This is a genomic window from Sphingopyxis sp. Root154 (genome assembly GCF_001427105.1).
Taxonomy (GTDB): Bacteria; Pseudomonadota; Alphaproteobacteria; order Sphingomonadales; family Sphingomonadaceae; genus Sphingopyxis.
The window spans coordinates 485,399-504,231 of sequence record NZ_LMGI01000003.1; the positions used below are offsets into that span (position 1 = coordinate 485,399).

16 protein-coding genes and 1 tRNA gene are annotated in these 18,833 nt (G+C 64.1%); 15 read left to right on the forward strand and 2 right to left on the reverse strand.

Annotation, left to right across the window (positions count from 1 at the left end):
* The first annotated feature begins 11 nt into the window (after window positions 1-11).
* The 9 genes from ASD73_RS17840 to ASD73_RS17880 are packed head-to-tail and all read left to right on the forward strand — an operon-like array spanning window position 12 to window position 9,383.
* Window positions 12-623: an NADH-quinone oxidoreductase subunit J gene (locus ASD73_RS17840; RefSeq protein ID WP_056374517.1), complete on the forward strand. Its 612-nt coding sequence runs from the start codon at window positions 12-14 to the stop codon at window positions 621-623.
* On the forward strand, window positions 620-925 hold the full coding sequence (gene nuoK, locus ASD73_RS17845) for an NADH-quinone oxidoreductase subunit NuoK (protein ID WP_039573822.1): 306 nt from the start codon (window positions 620-622) through the stop codon (window positions 923-925). Before ASD73_RS17840 ends, nuoK begins: the two co-directional genes overlap by 4 nt.
* Window positions 926-929: 4 nt before the next feature.
* The gene (nuoL, locus tag ASD73_RS17850) at window positions 930-2,978 is read left to right on the forward strand and encodes an NADH-quinone oxidoreductase subunit L (RefSeq protein ID WP_056374519.1); all 2,049 of its coding nucleotides are present in this window, start codon (window positions 930-932) and stop codon (window positions 2,976-2,978) included.
* Window positions 2,975-4,528 carry an NADH-quinone oxidoreductase subunit M gene (locus ASD73_RS17855; RefSeq protein WP_056376118.1) on the forward strand — a complete coding sequence of 518 codons (1,554 nt, stop codon included), beginning with the start codon at window positions 2,975-2,977 and terminating at the stop codon, window positions 4,526-4,528. The genes nuoL and ASD73_RS17855 overlap by 4 nt, the downstream gene beginning before the upstream one ends.
* Window positions 4,525-5,958 (forward strand): NADH-quinone oxidoreductase subunit NuoN, encoded by a 1,434-nt coding sequence (gene nuoN / locus ASD73_RS17860; RefSeq protein WP_056374523.1) that lies wholly within the window; start codon window positions 4,525-4,527, stop codon window positions 5,956-5,958. Before ASD73_RS17855 ends, nuoN begins: the two co-directional genes overlap by 4 nt.
* A 17-nt stretch (window positions 5,959-5,975) precedes the next feature.
* Entirely contained in the window at window positions 5,976-6,683 is a 708-nt protein-coding gene (locus ASD73_RS17865; RefSeq protein WP_327196935.1) for a biotin--[acetyl-CoA-carboxylase] ligase, read from the forward strand.
* 2 nt (window positions 6,684-6,685) lie between these two features.
* Window positions 6,686-7,471 carry a type III pantothenate kinase gene (locus tag ASD73_RS17870; RefSeq protein WP_056374526.1) on the forward strand — a complete coding sequence of 262 codons (786 nt, stop codon included), beginning with the start codon at window positions 6,686-6,688 and terminating at the stop codon, window positions 7,469-7,471.
* A complete protein-coding gene (locus ASD73_RS17875) occupies window positions 7,468-9,102 on the forward strand; it encodes a ribonuclease J (protein ID WP_056374528.1) in 1,635 nt (544 codons plus the stop codon). Before ASD73_RS17870 ends, ASD73_RS17875 begins: the two co-directional genes overlap by 4 nt.
* Window positions 9,103-9,119: 17 nt before the next feature.
* A complete protein-coding gene (locus ASD73_RS17880; RefSeq protein ID WP_056374530.1) occupies window positions 9,120-9,383 on the forward strand; it encodes a DUF1467 family protein in 264 nt (87 codons plus the stop codon).
* An 80-nt stretch (window positions 9,384-9,463) separates the two neighbouring features.
* Here the strand turns inward: ASD73_RS17880 and ASD73_RS17885 are convergent, their stop codons facing one another.
* Window positions 9,464-11,677, reverse strand: coding sequence for a hypothetical protein (locus ASD73_RS17885; protein WP_235534586.1), 2,214 nt, complete (start codon window positions 11,675-11,677; stop codon window positions 9,464-9,466).
* A 215-nt stretch (window positions 11,678-11,892) separates the two neighbouring features.
* Between ASD73_RS17885 and ASD73_RS17890 the strand changes: the two genes are divergently transcribed.
* Together ASD73_RS17890 and ASD73_RS17895 are read left to right on the forward strand one after the other, a co-directional pair.
* Window positions 11,893-12,189: an Hpt domain-containing protein gene (locus ASD73_RS17890; RefSeq protein WP_056374534.1), complete on the forward strand. Its 297-nt coding sequence runs from the start codon at window positions 11,893-11,895 to the stop codon at window positions 12,187-12,189.
* Between the two features lie 202 nt (window positions 12,190-12,391).
* Window positions 12,392-13,693: a hypothetical protein gene (locus ASD73_RS17895; protein WP_056374536.1), complete on the forward strand. Its 1,302-nt coding sequence runs from the start codon at window positions 12,392-12,394 to the stop codon at window positions 13,691-13,693.
* 76 nt (window positions 13,694-13,769) lie between these two features.
* Here the strand turns inward: ASD73_RS17895 and ASD73_RS17900 are convergent, their stop codons facing one another.
* Window positions 13,770-14,243 (reverse strand): Lrp/AsnC family transcriptional regulator, encoded by a 474-nt coding sequence (locus ASD73_RS17900; protein ID WP_037510868.1) that lies wholly within the window; start codon window positions 14,241-14,243, stop codon window positions 13,770-13,772.
* A 184-nt stretch (window positions 14,244-14,427) separates the two neighbouring features.
* On the opposite strand from ASD73_RS17900, the gene ASD73_RS17905 reads away from it, so the two are divergent.
* The 4 genes from ASD73_RS17905 to ASD73_RS17920 all read left to right on the forward strand — a co-directional run bounded on the left by ASD73_RS17905 (window position 14,428) and on the right by ASD73_RS17920 (window position 18,825).
* Window positions 14,428-16,053 (forward strand): histidine kinase dimerization/phospho-acceptor domain-containing protein, encoded by a 1,626-nt coding sequence (locus ASD73_RS17905; protein WP_056374537.1) that lies wholly within the window; start codon window positions 14,428-14,430, stop codon window positions 16,051-16,053.
* Between the two features lie 34 nt (window positions 16,054-16,087).
* Complete coding sequence (locus ASD73_RS17910) at window positions 16,088-17,125, forward strand: polysaccharide deacetylase family protein (protein ID WP_056374540.1); 1,038 nt, start codon at window positions 16,088-16,090, stop codon at window positions 17,123-17,125.
* A 69-nt stretch (window positions 17,126-17,194) separates the two neighbouring features.
* Window positions 17,195-17,270: transfer RNA gene (locus ASD73_RS17915), tRNA-Ile, on the forward strand.
* Window positions 17,271-17,349: 79 nt separating this feature from the next.
* The gene (locus ASD73_RS17920; RefSeq protein WP_056374542.1) at window positions 17,350-18,825 is read left to right on the forward strand and encodes a M20 family peptidase; all 1,476 of its coding nucleotides are present in this window, start codon (window positions 17,350-17,352) and stop codon (window positions 18,823-18,825) included.
* Window positions 18,826-18,833: the final 8 nt, after the last annotated feature.

Genomic DNA, 18,833 nt, shown 5'->3' on the forward strand with positions numbered 1-18,833 from the left:
GGCGCGCGCACATGATCCAATACATCGCCTTCTGGCTCTTTGCCTTCATGGTCATCGCTTCGGCGACGATGGTCATTCTGGCCCGCAATCCGGTCCACAGCGTCATGTGGCTTATCCTCGCCTTCTTCAACGCGGCGGGTCTGATGCTGCTCGCGGGCGCCGAATTCATCGCGATGCTGCTTGTCATCGTCTATGTCGGCGCGGTCGCGGTGCTGTTCCTGTTCGTCGTGATGATGCTCGACATCGATTTCGCCGAGCTCCGCGCCGGTTTCGTTCGCTACCTGCCGCTGGGCGCGCTGGTCGCGATCATCCTCGCGGCAGAGCTGATCTTTGCGGTCGGTGCATGGAGCGCCGGCGGGGTCGATCTCGCGGCGCGCGCGGCGCCGGTCGTCAGCGACAAGAGCAATATCCAGCAGATCGGTGAGCTTCTCTACACGCGCTATATCTTCCTGTTCGAGGCGGCGGGTATCGTCCTGCTCGTCGCGATGATCGGCGCGATCGTGCTGACGCATCGCCAGCGTGGCGGCGTGCGCACGCAGAATATCTCGCATCAGAACCAGCGCCGTCCGCAGGATGCGACGCGGCTTGTCGATCCGGGCGTCGGGCAGGGGATGGAACTGTGATTTCGGTCGGCCATTATCTCGCCGTTTCGGCGGTGCTCTTCACGCTCGGCGTGCTCGGCATCTTCATCAATCGCAAGAATATCATCGTCATCCTGATGTCGATCGAACTGATCCTGCTCGCCGTGAACATCAACCTCGTCGCGTTCAGCGCGGCGCTCGGCGACCTCGTCGGGCAGGTGTTCGCGATGTTCGTGCTGACCGTCGCTGCGGGCGAAGCCGCGATCGGCCTTGCCATTCTCGTTATTTACTTCCGCGGCCGCGGCACCATTGCCGTCGACGATGCCAACCGGATGAAGGGGTAAACCGGTGATCCAGGCGATCGTTTTCCTGCCGCTCTTGGCGGCAGTCATCGCAGGCCTCGGCCAGCGCGTGATCGGCAATGTGCCGTCGAAAATCCTGACGACGGGCGCGCTGTTTACCAGCTGCGCTTTGAGCTGGCCGATCTTCCTGTCGTTCGTGACGGGCAGCGGCGAAGCGGGCGTGACGCCGGTGCTGCACTGGGTTTCGTCGGGCGCGCTCCAGTTCAACTGGGAATTGCGCGTCGACGCGCTGACCGCGGTGATGCTCGTTGTGATCACGACGGTGTCGGCGCTCGTCCACCTCTATAGCTGGGGGTATATGGAGGAGGACCCGGATCAGCCGCGCTTCTTCGCCTATCTCTCGCTATTCACCTTCGCGATGCTGATGCTCGTGACCGCGAACAATCTCGTCCAGATGTTCTTCGGCTGGGAAGGCGTCGGCCTCGCATCCTATCTGCTCATCGGTTTCTGGTACAAGAAGCCGAGCGCCAATGCCGCCGCGATCAAGGCGTTCGTCGTCAACCGCGTCGGCGACCTTGGCTTCATGCTTGGCATCTTCGGCACCTTCCTCGTGTTCGGCACCGTCTCGATCCCCGAGATTCTGGCGGCCGCGCCGGGCATGGCTGGCAGCACGATCAGCTTTATGGGCATGCGTCTCGACACGATGACGATCCTTTGCCTGCTGCTGTTCATCGGTGCGATGGGCAAGTCGGCGCAGCTTGGCCTGCACACCTGGCTTCCCGACGCGATGGAAGGCCCGACCCCGGTGTCGGCGCTGATTCACGCCGCGACGATGGTCACCGCGGGCGTCTTCATGGTCTGCCGCCTGTCGCCGATGTTCGAAACCAGCGAAGTCGCGCAGGGCGTCGTGATGTTCGTCGGCGCGGCGACCTGCTTCTTCGCCGCGACCGTCGCGACGACGCAGTGGGACATCAAGCGCGTCATCGCCTATTCGACCTGTTCGCAGCTAGGCTATATGTTCTTCGCCGCGGGCGCGGGCGCCTATGGCGCCGCGATGTTCCATTTGTTCACGCACGCCTTCTTCAAGGCATTGCTGTTCCTCGGCGCCGGTTCGGTCATCCATGCGATGCACCATGAACAGGACATGCGCTATTACGGCAATCTGCGGAAATCGATCCCGATCACCTATTGGGCGATGATGCTCGGCACGCTGGCGATCACCGGCGTCGGTATCGCGGGTGTCGCGGGCTTTGCGGGCTTCTATTCGAAGGACGGCATACTTGAGGCGGCTTTCGCGAGCGGCGGCGGCGGCGTGGTGGCCTTCTGGGTCGGCATTTTCGTGGCCTTCCTCACCAGCTTCTATTCGTGGCGCCTCGTCTTCCTGACCTTCTATGGCAAGCCGCGCTGGGAACAGAGCGAGCATATCCAGCATGCGGTTCATGGCGAGCATGAAGATCCCTCCGAAGAGCATTCGGGCGACGATCATGCACACGCGCACCACCATGACGCGCATAGCGACGGCACCGCGGGCTATCACCCGCACGAAAGCCCGATCTCGATGCTCATCCCGCTGGTCGTGCTGTCGATCGGCGCGGTGTTCGCGGGCATCGTCTTCCACCACCAGTTCATCTACCCCGAAGAGGGCATGGCGTTCTGGCAGGGTAGCCTCGCGTTCGACGAGCATCTGATGCACGCCGCGCACGAAGTTCCCTTGTGGGTCAAATGGACGCCGTTCACGGTGATGGCGATCGGGCTATTCCTGGCGTGGAACAGCTATATCCGCAACACCACGCTGCCGGCGCGCTTCGTGGCGCAGTTCAAGCTGCTCCACCAGTTCCTGTACAACAAATGGTATTTCGACGAGCTCTACAACATCCTCTTCGTGAAGCCCGCCTTCGCGATCGGCCGCTTCTTCTGGAAGCGCGGGGATGAAGGCACCATCGACCGCTTCGGTCCCGATGGCGCCGCCGCGCTCGTCGCTGGGGGGACCCGTCTCGCGGTCCGGCTGCAATCGGGTTATGTTTATGGATATGCGTTTGTGATGCTGCTCGGTCTTGTCGGCCTCGCCAGCTGGGCCATGGTGAATTTCCTGTGAGCGGCTTTCCGATCCTTTCGCTGATGCTGGCGGTCCCCGCGATCGCCGCCATCGCCTGCCTGTTCGTTGGCGACAAGATGTCGCGCTTCGTCGCGCTCGGCGCGACGCTCGCGACCTTTGTCCTCGGCTGCATCATGTGGGCGCAGTTCGACATTGGCGGGGCGCAGTGGCAGTTTACCGAGCGCGCCGACCTGTTCGGCCGTTTCCAATATGCGCTCGGTATCGACGGTATGGCGCTGATGCTGATCATGCTCAGCGTCTTCCTGATGCCGCTGTGCATTCTGGCGAGCTGGGACGCGATCAAGAGCCGTGTCGGCCTCTACATGGCGATGTTCCTCGTCATGGAAACGATCATGATCGGCGTGTTCTGTGCGCAGGATCTGCTGCTCTTTTACATCTTCTTCGAAGCCGGCCTGATCCCGATGTATTTCATCATCGGCATCTGGGGCGGCGCGAACCGCATCTATGCGGCGTTCAAATTCTTCCTCTACACGCTGCTCGGATCGGTGCTGATGCTGATCGCGATCATCGCGATGATCCACGAGGCGGGCACGACCGACATCCCGACGCTGCTGAACTATGACTTCCCGGTTCAGATGCAGACCTGGCTGTGGCTCGCCTTCTTCGCCAGCCTTGCGGTCAAGATGCCGATGTGGCCCGTCCACACCTGGCTTCCCGACGCGCACGTGCAGGCGCCGACCGCGGGTTCGATGATCTTGGCGGGCGTGCTCTTGAAGCTCGGCGCCTATGGCTTCCTGCGCTTCATGATGCCGATGTTCCCCGACGCATCGGGGCAGCTGATGTGGATCGTCTTTGGCCTGTCGATGATCGCGGTGGTCTACACCAGCCTCGTCGCGCTGGTGCAGAGCGACATGAAGAAGCTGATCGCCTATTCGTCGGTCGCGCACATGGCGATCGTCACCGCGGGCCTGTTCGCGTTCAACCAGCAGGGCATCGAAGGCGCGCTGATCATCATGCTCAGCCATGGTGTCGTGTCGGCCGCGCTCTTCTTCTGCGTCGGCGTGATCTATGACCGGCTCCACACGCGCGAGATCGATCGTTACGGCGGCCTCGCGGTGAACATGCCGGCCTACGCGCTCTTCTTCATGCTGTTCACCATGGCGTCGATCGGCCTGCCGGGGACCAGCGGTTTCGTCGGCGAATTCCTGAGCCTCGCGGGCATCTATGAAGCCTCGAGCTGGGTCGCCTTCGTGTGCACCACGGGGATCATCCTCGGCGCCGCATACATGCTCTATCTCTACCGCCGCGTCGTGTTCGGCGAACTGACCAAGGACGATGTGAAGGCGATGGCCGATCTCAATCCCCGCGAATGGACGATCATGGTGCCGCTGGCCGCCGTGGCGCTGTGGATGGGCGTCTATCCCGAAAGCTTCCTCGCGCCGATGCGCGGTGATGTGACCACGGTTGTCGCGCGCCTCGCTCCGGCGAAGCCCGCTGGGGACGCGCATCTTGCCGCCGGTAAGCTGAAGCCTGCCGCGGCGCATGGAGAAGCGGCCCACGGATCGAGCCATGCAGGAGGCGTCCAATGACCGCCGACCTGATGCTCATCTGGCCCGAACTGATCCTGACGATCGGCGGGCTCATCACGCTGATGCTCGGCACCTTCCTTGGTGACCGCAATGTCGGCCTTTATCAGCTGAGCTCGCTGCTGACGCTCGCCGCCGCCGTGTTCGCCGTCGTCGCGCTGTTCGGCATCGAAACGACGGTCTTTTCGGGCACGCTGTCGGTCGACAGCTTCGGCGGTTTCGCCAAGCTCTTGATCTATGCTGCGAGCTTCGTCTGCATCATCGTCGCGCCGCGCTTCTTCAACGGCGGCATGCGCGCCGAATATCCGACGCTGATCCTCTTTGCCGCGCTCGGCATGGGCATCATGGCCTCGTCGCGCGACCTGATGACGCTTTACGTCGGGCTCGAGCTCAACAGCCTCGCGGCCTATGTGCTCGCGAGCTTCATGCGCACCGACGAACGGTCGAGCGAAGCGGGCCTCAAATATTTCGTCCTCGGCGCGCTCGCGTCGGGCATGCTGCTTTACGGCATCTCGCTGCTCTACGGCTTCACCGGCACCACCGATTTCGCCGGGATCGCGAAGGTGCTCGGCGGTGAGCTCAACATCGGCCTGATCTTCGGCATCGTGTTCGTACTCGCAGGTCTTGGCTTCAAGATCAGCGCCGTACCGTTCCACATGTGGACCCCCGACGTCTATGAAGGCGCACCGACCCCGGTGACGACCTTCTTCGCCACCGCCCCGAAAGTGGCGGCGATGGCGCTGATGACGCGCGTCGTGATCGACGCGATGGGCCCTGCGGTCGGCGCATGGCAGCAGATCATCATCTTCCTGTCGCTCGCCTCGATCATCCTCGGAGCGGTCGGTGCGATCGGACAGAAGAATATCAAGCGCCTGCTGGCCTATTCGTCGATCAACAACGTCGGCTTCATGCTCGTCGGCCTAGCTGCCGGAACGCAGCAGGGTGTCGAGGGCGTGCTGACCTATCTGCTCGTCTATATGCTGACGACGCTCGGCGCTTTTCTCGTTGTGCTCCAGCTGCGCGATGCCGACGGCAATCAGGTCGAAAGCATTCCGGCGCTCGCCGGCCTGTCGCAGCGCCGCCCGGGCCTGGCGGCGGCGATGGCGGTGTTCCTCTTCAGCCTCGCCGGCATCCCCCCGCTGTTCGGTTTCTGGCCGAAGTATCTGGTGTTCGAGGCCGCGGTGAACGCGAACCTCGTGCCGCTGGCGGTTGCGGGCATCGTCGCCTCGGTGATCGGCGCATTCTATTATATCGCGATCATCAAGACGATGTACTTCGACGACAAGTCGGACACCGAATTCCCCAAGGGCGGCGGTGCCATCGTCGAGGATGCGGTGATCACCGCGAGCGCTCTGTGGCTGTCGGTCATCGGCTATCTCTTCATTCCCGTGCTGGCGGTCCTTTCGGCCAGCGCCGCAGCGGTGCTGTTCTGATACCGCCCATAGAGCGGATCGCGCAGACAGGTTCGACCAACGCCGACCTGCTGGCGCGGCTGACCAGTGGCGAGCATGTCGGTGAAGGTCATTGGCTGGTCGCCGATCGCCAGACCGCCGGACGTGGGCGCTTGGGCCGTGCTTGGGGCGACGGGCACGGCAATTTCATGGGATCGACGGTGGTTCACCTGACCGCGGGCGATCCGTCGCCGGCGGGTCTGTCGCTGGTCGCGGGCGTGGCGCTGGCGAAGGCAGTCGATACGCTCGCGCCCGGTGTCGGCGCCTGGCTCAAATGGCCAAACGACCTGCTGATCGAGGGCGTTAAATGCACCGGCATTCTGCTCGAACGCGCGGGTGACAGCATCGTCATCGGCATGGGCGTCAATCTGGTTTCGGCGCCCGAATTGCCCGATCGCCCGACCGTCTGTTTTGCCGACAGGGGTGTGTCGATCGACCGCGACCGTTTCGCCGAGGTGCTCGCGGTCGCCTTGACCGACGCGTTGTGGACGTGGCGGCACGAAGGGATCGACCGCATCACCGCTGCCTGGACGGCGCAGGCGCACCCGATCGGCACACCGCTGCGCGTATCGGAATTGGGGATCGACGGGACATTCGACGGGCTCGCGCCCGACGGGGCGCTGCGCTTGCGCCGCGACGGTGGAGAGGTCATGCTGATCCACGCGGGCGATGTCGAACTGCAACGACCCGTCAAGGAGGGGAATTGACCGTGCTGCTCGCGATCGACGTCGGCAACACCAACGCCAAATTCGCGCTGTTTCGCGGCACTGAGCTGCTCGCGCGCTGGCGCATCGCGACCGACGATCGGCGCACCGCCGACGAATATATGGTGTGGCTCGACCAGCTGATGCGCATCGAAGGCCACGACCGCGCCAATGTTGAAGCGGTCATCATCTCGACCGTGGTGCCGCGCGCGCTCCACAATCTCCAGCTGCTTGCGCATAAATATTTCGGCGTCGACGCGCTGGTTGCGGGGCGCGAACCCGTAACCTGGGGCATCGCGCTCAAGGTCGACGAGCCGCAGTCGGTCGGTGCCGACCGGGCGTGCAACGCGATTTCGGCGCAGGCGGTCGAACCCGGCAAGGACAAGCTCGTCATCAGCTTCGGCACCGCGACGACGCTCGACCATATCGGCCCCGACGGCGCCTATCTGGGCGGGATCATCGCGCCGGGGGTCAATCTCTCGCTCGAGGCGCTTGTCGCGGCGGCGGCGAAACTGCCGCGCATCGCGATCGAGGCACCGGCAACGAGCAGTGTTATCGGGCGCACTACCGAAAGCCAGATGCTGATCGGCGTCTATTGGGGCTATGTCTCGATGATGGAAGGGCTTATCGCGCGCATGAAGGCCGAAATCGGCAGGCCGCTCACCGTCATCGCGACGGGCGGCCTTGCGACACTTTTTCAGGAGCAGGCGCACCTGTTCGATCGTATCGAGCCCGACCTGACGCTGAACGGGCTGATGCACCTCTATCATCAATGGAAGCCAAAAATATGACGACTCCGGGCAAGGAGCTGCTTTTCCTCGCATTGGGAGGATCGGGCGAGATCGGCATGAACGCCAATCTCTATGGCTGTGACGGCAAATGGATCATGCTCGACCTGGGCGTGACCTTTGGTAGCCACGATTATCCCGGCATCGACATCGTCATGCCCGACCTCGAATTTATCGAGGATCGCAAGAAGGACCTGCTCGGCATCGTGCTGACGCACGGGCACGAGGATCATATCGGCGCCTTGCCTTATCTCGCCGCCGACCTCGGTGTGCCGCTCTATGCCAACCGTTTCACCGCGGGGCTGATCGCGCACAAGCTGGCCGAAGAGGGGCTGGAGAAGGCGGTTACGCTCAAGACGGTCGACATCGACGACAGTTTTCAGCTGGGCCCGTTCGGCATCCGGCTGATCCCGCTCGCGCACTCGATCCTCGAAATGAGCGCGGTGGTGATCGATACGCCCTATGGCCGTGTCTTCCACACCGGCGACTGGAAACTCGACGAGGAACCGATCCTCGGCGTTCCTGCAACCGCCGCGGCACTGACCGCGGTCGGCGACGAGGGCATCGACGTTCTTGTCTGCGATTCGACCAACGCCTTCAACCCCGAAGCCTCGGGTAGCGAAGGCGGCCTGCGGGCAGGGCTGGAGCAGGCGGTCGGCGCGGCGAAGGGCCGGGTGGTCGTCACGACCTTTGCATCCAATGCAGCGCGGCTTGCGACGCTGGGCGCGGTGGCGAAGGCGACGGGACGCACGCTCTGCGTCGCGGGCCGCTCGCTCGACCGCATCCTCGGCGTTGCGCGGTCGGTGGGCTACCTCAAGGATTTCCCGCCGACGGTCGATTTTGACGAAGCGATGCGGCTTCCGCGGAACAAAGTCATGGTGATCGCGACCGGCGGGCAGGGTGAACCGCGGGCCGCGCTGGCGCGCATGGCTTCCGACATCCACCAGATCAAGCTTGAGGCGGGCGACACCGTCGTCTTCTCGTCGAAGCAAATCCCCGGCAATGAGGTCGCGATCGGTCGGATCATGAACCAGCTTGCGGCGAAGGATGTGCTGACCGTCACCGAAAAACAGGCGCATATCCACGTCAGCGGTCACCCGGGCCAGCCCGAACTCGCGGCGCTCTACGGCTGGCTGCGGCCCAAGCTTGTCCTGCCGGTGCACGGCGAAATCCGTCACATGCACGAACAGGCGCGTTTCGCGCTCGAACGCGGCGTGCCGGATGCGCTGGTCCAGGAAAATGGCGATTTGGTGCGTCTCGCCCCCGGCGCGGCGAAGATCGTCGAGCGCGTTCATTCCGGCCGCCTGATCCTTGACGGCGACGTGATTCTGCCTGCCGATGGCGAGACGATCAACGAACGGCGCAAACTCTCGCTTCACGGCCACATTACCGTTGCGGCGATCTTCTCCGACAAACGTTTCGTCGAAAGCGCGATCAGCTATCGCGGCGTCCCGGTCGAGGATGAGCGCGAAGCCTTCATCGACGAGATGCGCGAAGCCGCCGAACAGGCGGCCACCGGCCCCGCGCGCGACGAGGAAAAGCTGCGCGAGGCGATCCGCCTTGGCGTGCGCCGCATCGCAACCGACTGGACGGGTAAAAAGCCCGTTGTCGATGTCATGCTCGTCACTATCTGACGCACGGAAACACGACAATGAAATGGACTTCGGCGCTCGCCATCTACCTGCTCTTCTGGGCGTTCAGCGCCTTTTTCGTGCTGCCCTTCCATGGCCGCCGCGCGAGCGATGACGCGACGCCGCTGGTGCGCGGGCAGGAGCCGGGCGCGCCCGCGGTCCTTCGCCCCAAGCGTATCCTGCTGCAAATGACGATCGCCGCGACGGTCGCCTTCGTCCTTTACTACGTCGCCTATGTGAATGGCTGGGCCGATCCGGACGTACTGAGCGGGCGGGCTCGATAGCCGGCGGTGGATCGAACTCTGCCGGCCCCCAACATGCTCATTCCCGCGAAGGCGGGAACCCAGTGCGGATAACCTGATCCCTAGTTCCGCAGCCGGTCGATCGCCTGCGCCAGCGCCACATACAGCTTGCCGATATCCGATGAGAGCAGGGTCACGCTGATCGCCGACCCGTCGCGCGCGCCGATGAGTACGCGCAGCATCGCCTCGAAGTCGTGGATGAACTGGTTCACGGCGGCGTGAAAACCGTCGTCGGCTTGATAAATGCGCAGGATTTCTTTGGCCTCGCTATTGTCGATCAGCTTGACTGCACGCCGCGCGAACACGCCGCGATCGCCCTTGAGGTAAGCGTCCCATGCGATATCGCTGACTTCGCTCGACAATATCTTGGTGACGTCGATGGCAGTCGATTTCAGCGACTCGGTCAGCAGGCTGACCTGTTTCGCGAGCGAATCGCGGTCCGAAGCCGCGATCGCCTGTTCGGCTTCGCTCACGCGTTGCTCGACGCTCGCGCTGGTGTCCATGATCGTGATCAGCTGGCGCATCAGCCGGTCGGCGGCGCCATTGGCGGCCGCGACCGCGCGCGCCGAGGCATCCTCGATCGCGCTCAGCTGCGCCATGATCTCGTTCTTGAAAGCGGCGTCGATCGCATCTGTCGCGGTCGCCTGCATCGTCTCGCGAGCACTCGTCACCAGCTTTTCGAGCGTCAGTCGAGCTTCGTCGGCGGCCGAATCGGCGGTGGCGCGCACTTCACTTAACGTCGCGATCATGCGCGCGCCGCCCTGTTCGGCGAATTCGTCGGCACCTTCGCGCAGCTTGGCGAGCGCCGTCTCGGCGTCGGCGAGCGAGCCGTTGATGCGGTCGACAAGCTCCTGCTGGCTGGTCGCATGACCCGCCATCTGTTCCTCGTTCGCCTTGAGCGTCGCCTGGACGGCATTGACGTGCGACGCCGTCGACTGCGCGACGAGTTCCGACGCGTCGAGGATCGGGCGGAGCTGCGACAGCGCCGTCTGTGTGGTCTTGCCGTGCGAGGTGATGCGGTCGAGCGCGTGCGGCAGCGTTTCGTCGAGTTCGCGCGTGACGGCATCGAGTGCGAGGAGCAGCGATTCAGCATGGGTGATAAGCTGATGCGCGGAGGCGTTGCCGCTCTGCACTTCCTGCATGAATGCGCCAAGTTGCGTCTTGGTGTCGTCGATCGAGCGGCCGATGACCCCGGTACTGGCTGTGACGCTGACATCGAGGATTTCGAGCTGCTTGCCGACTTCGGTTACATGCGCGGTGATGCGCGAGGCGAGCGCATCGCTGGCGTCGGCGTGCGACGCGAGCTGCGCGCCCATCGCATTGCCGGCGTCGCGAGCGACGCCGAGCTTCGCTTCCATCAGCGCGCCTGCGTCGTCGACGCCTTCGCGGAACTGCCGCCAGCTTTGATCCATCTGGCCCGTCATCGCCGTGACGGTCGAGGCCATTTCAGCGCGTGCCGAGGCGGCCACATTCGTCATTTGTGCGAGCGCCGCACCTTGCACGTCTGCGACCCGTGCCGATGCAGCGAGCAGGTCCGATTCGGTTTCCTTCGCCTGTTCCTGCAACGCGACGATCGCCTCGAGCATGGTCTCAGTCGTTTCGGTTCCGGTCTGCGCCGCCTTGGCCGCTTCCTCGCCGAGCGCCGCGAGTCGGGCTTCGAGGTTGGCGCCCTGCTGGTGCGCGACGAGTCCGGCTTCGCGGAAATTCACCGCGAGCCGCTGTGCGACGTCGTCGATCCGCGGAAGGCCGGCGAGGAGCCCGTCCATCCGTTGCAGCGCGACGTCGCCCGAGCGTGCGAGCTGGTCGTGCGCATTGGCGATGACCGAGGCATTGCTGGCGAGCTTGTCGCTGCTTTCACCCAGCCGCAATACTGTGTCGAGGCCGAGCTGCTGGACGATCTTCGCCTGCTCGCCGAGCTGCTTCTGCGCATCGGCCAGATGCAGGCCGAGCGAATGCATCGACTGGTTGAGCGCCATATTCTCTTCGCGAAGCGCGGTCGCGACCCGGGCGAAGCGCGCCTGTTCGGACCGGCCCGATCGGAGCAAGGCCATCCACAGCACCGCGAGCAGAGTCAGCGGCATCGCGATCGTCGCGACGAGCGTCGGCCAGGCGGAGAGGGCCGGGCTGCGTGCAAAGCCGCCCGTTGCGACAGAAAGTGCGAACCCCGTCCAGCCGATCGCCAAAAGGATAAGCAGCGCAGGGGCTCCGCGTTCGCGCCAGGCCGGCGCGGCGCGCGGCGCTTCGTCAATATCCTCGGCGTCATCGAGCGAAGACATGTCGAGCCAATTCCGTTCGGTGGGTGCCTCGCTATCGGGCACAGACGTGGCTTCGGGCGCCGTCACTTCTGCCGGTTCCGCGCTGTCCGCTTCCTGGTTTGTCGCGGAATTCCGCCACAATCCGACGATCTTCTTTTCCCCCGTCATCCTGCCATCTTAGCATCAAATGGCCGCCATGAAACGGAAACTTAACTACAAGCTGCCAATCCTGTGGAATGTCTTTCGACAGCGGCCCCCTTGATCGATATCTCAGCGCGGCTTTCGGCGATGACCCGGCGATGGCGATGGATCTGCGCACCGCCTTCACCGGCAGCGCGCGCGACCTCTCTGACCTGATGCGCCGATCGCGCTGCGATGCGAACTGGGAAATGGCGGCAACCCGCCTGAAAGGGCTTGCCGCGACCTTTGGCATCATCCCGCTGATCCAGCTCGCCGAAGCGGCGATAGACGGCGCGCCGGGAGACCCCGCCGTGTTGCGTCAGATCAATTCGGCAATCGACGCGATCGCCTGACCACCGCCCCGACGGGTGCGGCCCGGACCGGCAGACCGGGTTCAATTTCGGTTCAGCCGCTTTTCCCCATTGAAATATCGATACCGCCTGTCTTGCCTTGGCAACGCGACGGGTTTAGCCGCGTTAACGACGCGCGGCCGAACCTGTGTGCGCCAAGGGCGCATGCTTGGGCGAAGGCGGCCGAGTTAAAGGAGAGATTTCGATGTTCAACCGTTTCCGCTCGATGCCCGCAACGGCGATGGCCGCTGTGCTGGGCTGCGCGCTGATGGCGACTGCGACCCCGGCTACTGCTCAGAAGAAAGAAAAGCCGAAGAAGGAAGAAGAGGCGAAGGGCAAGGGCCTGTCGGCGAGCAAGGGGTTCGGCCCCGCGCTCAAGAAAATGACCGACGCGACCACCGCCAAGGACGCGGCGGCGTTGCAGGCGGCGCTGACCGAAGGGCAGGGGACCGCGACCACGCCCGACGATAAATATCTCGTCGGCTTCTACCAGCTCCAGCTCGGCATCCTGAACAAGGACCAGGCGGTTCAGGGACAGGCGCTCGATGCGATGCTCGATTCGGGCCTGACCCCGCCGGAAAATCTCGCGGTCTACAGCTTCTTCTCGGGCAATTTCGCTTATGCGGCGAAGGACTATCCGAAGGCGATCAAGCGGCTCGAAGCCGCGCGCGCCGCGGGGTCAACCGAAGCCAATGTACCCGTTCTGTTGATGGACAGTTACCTCAGCTCGGGTCAGGTCGATCAGGGCATCGCAACCGCCAAGGCCGCGATCGAGGCAAGCCGTGCCGCCGGCCAGCGTCCGTCGGACGAACTTTATGTCCGGCCGATCAAGGCTCTGCAGGCCGCAAAGCGCACCGATGAAGTGCTTGACCTGATGACGCTGCGCATGCGCGACTATAACCTGCCCGCCGTCTGGCGTCAGACGCTCTTCACCTTGTTGCAGGCCAACCCCGATAAGGAAATCGGGCTCGATGTCCTCCGCCTGATGCGCGCGACGAATTCGATGCAGCAGCGCCCCGAATATGCGGAATATGCCGCGCTTGCGACCGAAGCCGCCCTGCCAGGCGAGGTCGTGTCGCTTATCAAGGCCGGCAAGCAGAGCAAGGTGATCCCCGACAGCGACGCGCAGTTCAACGAGCTGCTCAAAAGCCAGTCCGAGCGTATGGGCGACGAGGAAACGACGTTGACCGCATATGCGCAAAAGCCTTCGACGCTGTCGAATCCGAAGGTTGCGGGCGCCACGGGCGACGCGATGGTCGGTTATGGCCGCTATGGCGACGCCATTCCGTTGTACAAGGCGGCGCTGGCCGCCGGCGGCGACAAGGAATTGTGGACCTATCGCCTGGGCGTCGCGCAGGCCCATTCGGGCGATGTCGCGGGTGCGAAGGCGAGTTTCGCGCAGATCAACGGCCCCCGCAAGCGGCTTGCCCAATTGTGGACGGCAAAGATAGATGCCCCGCCCGCCGCTCCGGCGGCTCCCGCCGCGGCCCCCGCGACCGGCAACTGATTGCTTCGGCCCATGCTAAAAAAAAAGGCGCCGCTCCGATGGAGCGGCGCCTTTTTTATGCATTTAGTACGAACGGTCAGGGTTCGACGGGAATCCCGGCCAGCTGTTTCGCGGTGCGAATCGTCAACGACGTTTTCACGCTGGTGACGTTGGGCGCCGACGTCAGATGCGCGGTCAGAAAGGACTGAAAACTCTGTAGATCGCGCGCGACGACTTTTAGCAAAAAGTCGATCTCGCCGTTCAGCATATAGCATTCGCGCACCTCGGCGAGGCCGCCGACATAATCCTCGAACGCCTTTAGGTCGGATTCGGCCTGGCTGCGCAGGCTGACCATCGCAAAGACGGTAATTCCATAGCCGAGCTTCGATGCATCGAGGTCGGCGTGATAGGATCGGATGACTCCCGATTCTTCGAGCGCCCGGACCCGGCGGAGACATGGCGGAGCTGTCAGCCCGACCATCTGTGCCAGTTCGACATTCGTCATCCGCCCGTTTTTTTGCAGCTCGCCCAGTATCTGCAAATCAATCTGATCGAATTTCTGACTAGCCATCATTGAAACATCCGCTTTCCAAAACTGCGATGACCATAATATTATTTCAGGCGATTGCAATTGTCCCACAATGCGACGTGGAGGGTTAAGGCACTTTCATGACCGGATGATTCACGCTAGCCGGTAAGCATATGCTAACCAACGACCAGGGCTGTGGGGCTGATTTCGCGTGACTGCTGACTCGATGATTGCGACCATCTTGCGCCAGGCGCCTTTGGATCGCCGTGCGAGCATCACTGCCTGGCGACAACTTACCGATATTCTGGCTCAGCGCGGCAATCAACTGTCCGATGACGATATTCGCCGCAGCCTGCACGCGCTCGCCGTGCTCAGGCCACGCGTCCCCGAATCCGTACGCCGCGACTGCGCGCACGCCGTCGCGCGCCATGGCCGTTTTGCACCGCTCGTCGCGCTTTACGCCAATGATGTTCCGGCGGTGTCCGCGATCATGCTTCGCGATGCGCGGCTCGCCGAAGCTGACTGGCTGGCGCTGCTGCCGGCGACGAGCGCCATGGCGCGATCGGTGCTGGCGGGGCGCTCCGACCTGCCAAGTGGTGTTTATCGCGCGCTCGCCAGCCTTGGCAGCGCGTCAGTCGCGCTACCCCAGCCCGAAGCGGCCGCGCAAGAGGAACCCGCTCCAGCGGCGGAAGCGGCGCCCGAACCTGCGACCGAGAGCCATCCCAGCCAGATCAGCGAACTCGTTCGCCGGATCGACAAATATCAGTCGACGCGCACCCAGCCCGCGCAATCGCGGGCGCCGCGCGCGGCGTTTTTGTTTGAAACCGGCCCCGACGGCGTAGTCCACTGGGTCGAGGGCGTGACGCGCGGCGCGGTGATCGGGCTGTCGATCGCCGAGGCGGCCTTTGGCGGCGAGCCGGGCACCGATGGCGTTGCCGCGGGCGCCTTTCGCCAGCGCGCCGAAATCATCAATGCGCGCATGCTGCTGGAGGGAACGCCGGCAGAGGCGGGCGAATGGCGCTTTTCGGCGCTGCCCTGGTTCGACCCGGCGACGGGGCAGTTCCGTGGTTACCGCGCGAGCGCGCGCCGCCCGCACCGCAATGAAATGCCCTATGGGCGGCCGGCGGCGGAGGATTCGGGCGATTCGATCCGCCAGCTCATCCACGAGCTCCGCAGCCCGCTGAATGCCATTTCGGGTTTTGCGCAGATTATTTCCGGACAGATGTTCGGCCCGGTCAGCCACGGCTATCGAGGGATGGCCGAAACGATCGTCGCCGATGCCGCGTCGGTACAGTCGATCATCGACGATCTGGAGACCGCGGCACGAAGCGGCTCGGCGAGTGCTGATGTCCGGTCGGACGAAGTCGTCGACATCGGGTCGGTGGTAACGCAGGTCGAAATCGAACTTGCGGCACTTCTCGCCGACCAGCGCGTCGATCTCAGTATCTCGCGGGTCGGGGGACCGTTCCTCGGGCTCGCCAGCGACGCCGATGCCCGGCGGATGGTCGGCCGTCTGCTGACTGCGCTGGTCGATGTGTCCGAACCGGGGGCAATATTGGTTGGACAATTGGTGACCGAATCGCGGCACGACGACATGCTCCAGTTGCGCATCGTCCGCCCCGCGACGATCCGCTTTGCCACGGCGGCAGACCTGCTCGACCCGGGGTTCAGCCCAGAAGGCGAAGCGCCCGGCGCCGCGGTGCTCAGTCTCGGTTTCTCGCTCCGCCTCGTTGACAGCCTCGCGCGCAGCAGCGGCGGACGCCTCGATATCGGGCATAACGCCTTGACCTTGCACCTGCCCTCCGCCAACTCGAAGGCCGAAGCCGAGCTGGAAGCCCAGCACGGCGAATAGGCCGGTCGGCCGGTCTTCGCGGCAAGAGGGGAGCATGGTGCAGCCTGCGGGCAATTTCTTTGCGTATCCGGCCGCATCGGACCTGATCGAACTGGACGCCGGTGAGCGCCCTCGATTCTGGGTCACGATCGATACCGAAGAGGATTTCGACTGGGCCGCACCCTTCGCGCGCTCGGGCTACCGTCTCGCGTCGGTTCCCGCGCTCGCCGAATGCCAGAGCTATTTTGAGCGTGCCGCGGTTCAGCCGATCTATCTGGTCGACTGGCCGGTCGTCGCCGACGACCGCGCGGTCGACATCCTCGGTACAGCGCAGGATGGCGGCCGCTGCGAAATCGGTGCGCAGCTTCACCCCTGGGTGACGCCGCCGCACGACGAGGATGTGAACGAACGCAACAGCTATACCGGAAACCTGCCCGCCGCGTTGCAGCGCGCGAAAATGACGGCGTTGCGCGATGCGATCCGCGACCGCTTCGGCGTTGCACCGGCCGTTTATCGCGCCGGACGATATGGTCTGGGTCCCGATAGCGCCGCGATGCTTTCCGAACTGGGCTTCCGCTGCGACACATCGGTTCGCAGCGGGTTCGATTATCGCGCCGGGCACGGCCCCGACTATCGCGACGCCCCGCTGCATCCATGGTGGGTTCGCACCGGGCAGGGCACCGTACTTGAGATGCCGGTTACGACGGTCTTCGGCGGTTTGCTCGGGGAAGCGGGGCGCCGCGTCTATCACCGCGTCGCACGAAACGGCACGCATGCGGGCGCAGCGCTCGCCCGTCTGGGGCTCGTCGAACGGATCGCACTGACCCCCGAAGGAATTCCCGCCGAAAGCGCGTGCAAAGCGATCGATATCGCCATCGCGGCGCGCCTGCCGGTGCTCAACTTCTCGTTCCACTCGCCATCGCTGCAGCCGGGTAACACGCCTTACGTCCGCAGCGTTGCGGATCTCGACCTCTTCTATCGTTGGTGGGACATTGTGCTCGATCATCTCGCGGGCCGCGGCGTAGAGGCGACGACCGCCGCGGGAATATTGGCGATGGCCGAACGAAGGGCTCCTCCAAAGCCCGCATCTTGATCGTTGGCGCTTGCCAATGCGGCGCGGCCTCCGCTATCGCCCGCACACCCCCACCGGGTTTCAAAAGGGGGGCCTGTAGCTCAACGGTTAGAGCTGGCCGCTCATAACGGCTAGGTTGCGGGTTCGAGTCCTGCCGGGCCCACCATTTTCCCCCATGTTCCACAGCATTTCCCTTGCAAATCGAAACCGATACCTCTCCATTGCGCCGGCAGAAGGAGAGGGACATGGGGAAGCGGCGGACGATTTTGCTCGGCGGTCTTGCGATCGTTGCGGTGGTTGCGGGGGCGGTGGCGGTACGGACCGCGACCTTCGCGCCCAGGGACATCGCCGACGGCAGCGCCATCCGGCTCGCCGCGGTACCCGCTTATGATCTCGACGCCGCCGTCGGGCATCTGAGCGCCGCGGCGCAGATCAAGACGATCTCGCACCAGAACCCGGCCGAGAATGACGTCGCCGAATGGGACCGGCTTCATAGCTGGCTCGAGGCCACCTATCCGGCGACGCACCGGGCGATGGCGCGCACGATCCTTCCCAACCGGACGCTCGTTTATCACTGGCCGGGCAGCGACGCGTCGCTCGCGCCGATCATCGTCATGGCGCATCAGGATGTCGTGCCGGTCACCGAGGGGACCGAAGGCGACTGGAAATATCCGCCCTTTGCCGGGACGATCGCCGAAAAGGCGGTCTGGGGCCGCGGTACGGTCGACGACAAGGGCTCGCTCATAGGCCTGTTCGAAGCGATCGAGGCACTGGCGGCACATGGGTTCCAGCCCAAGCGCGGTATCTACCTCGTGTCGGGGCACGACGAGGAAGCCGGCGGATCGGGCGCCGTTGCGGCGGCCGCCAAGCTGAAGGCGGAGGGCGTGCGCGCGCTCTACACGCTCGACGAGGGCAGCGTCGTGCTGCGCGACACGCCGGTGATCGACGGGCCCGCGATCCTGATCGGCGTCGCCGAAAAGGGCTATGCAACGCTGAAGGTCACGGCCAATGCGCCCGGCGGGCACAGTTCGATGCCGCCCGCCGAAACCGGCGTGACGACGCTGGCGCGCGCGGTGCTGGCGATCACCGAAAGTCCGTTCCCGATCGAGATGCGCGGCCCGGGCGCGGCAATGGTCGAGGCGCTTGCTGCGCACAAGGGCGGCACGACAAAGCTCGCGGTCGCGAACCAGTGGTTGCTCGGTCCAGTGCTGAAAAAGCAGCTTTCGGCTTCGCCGTCTTCCGCTGCGGCGTTCCACACAACGATCGCGCCGACGATGCTCCAGGGAAGCCCCAAGGAAAATGTGCTGCCGCAATCGGCGAGCGCATTGATCAACTATCGCATCGCGCCGTGGAACAGCTCGGCCGACGTGATGGCGCGCGCCAAAGCGGCGGTTGGCGATGCGCCGGTCGAACTCAGCTGGGTGAAGCCGCCCAACGAGCCGTCGCGCGTGTCGTCGAGCAGCTCGCAGGGCTGGAAATATGTCGTCGCCGCAGCGCGCGCCGATGCGCCCGATGCGGTCGTCGCACCCTATCTGGTCGTTGCGGCGACCGACAGCCGCAGCATGGAGCCGATTTCAGAGGATGTGTACCGCTTCATGCCGATGCACTTCACGCTCAAGGAAACCGCGATGATCCACGGCACCAACGAGCATATGACGATCGACAGTTTCCGGCGGATGATCGACTTTTACGCGCGGTTGATTGCAACCTCTGCCGGATAACTGGTCTG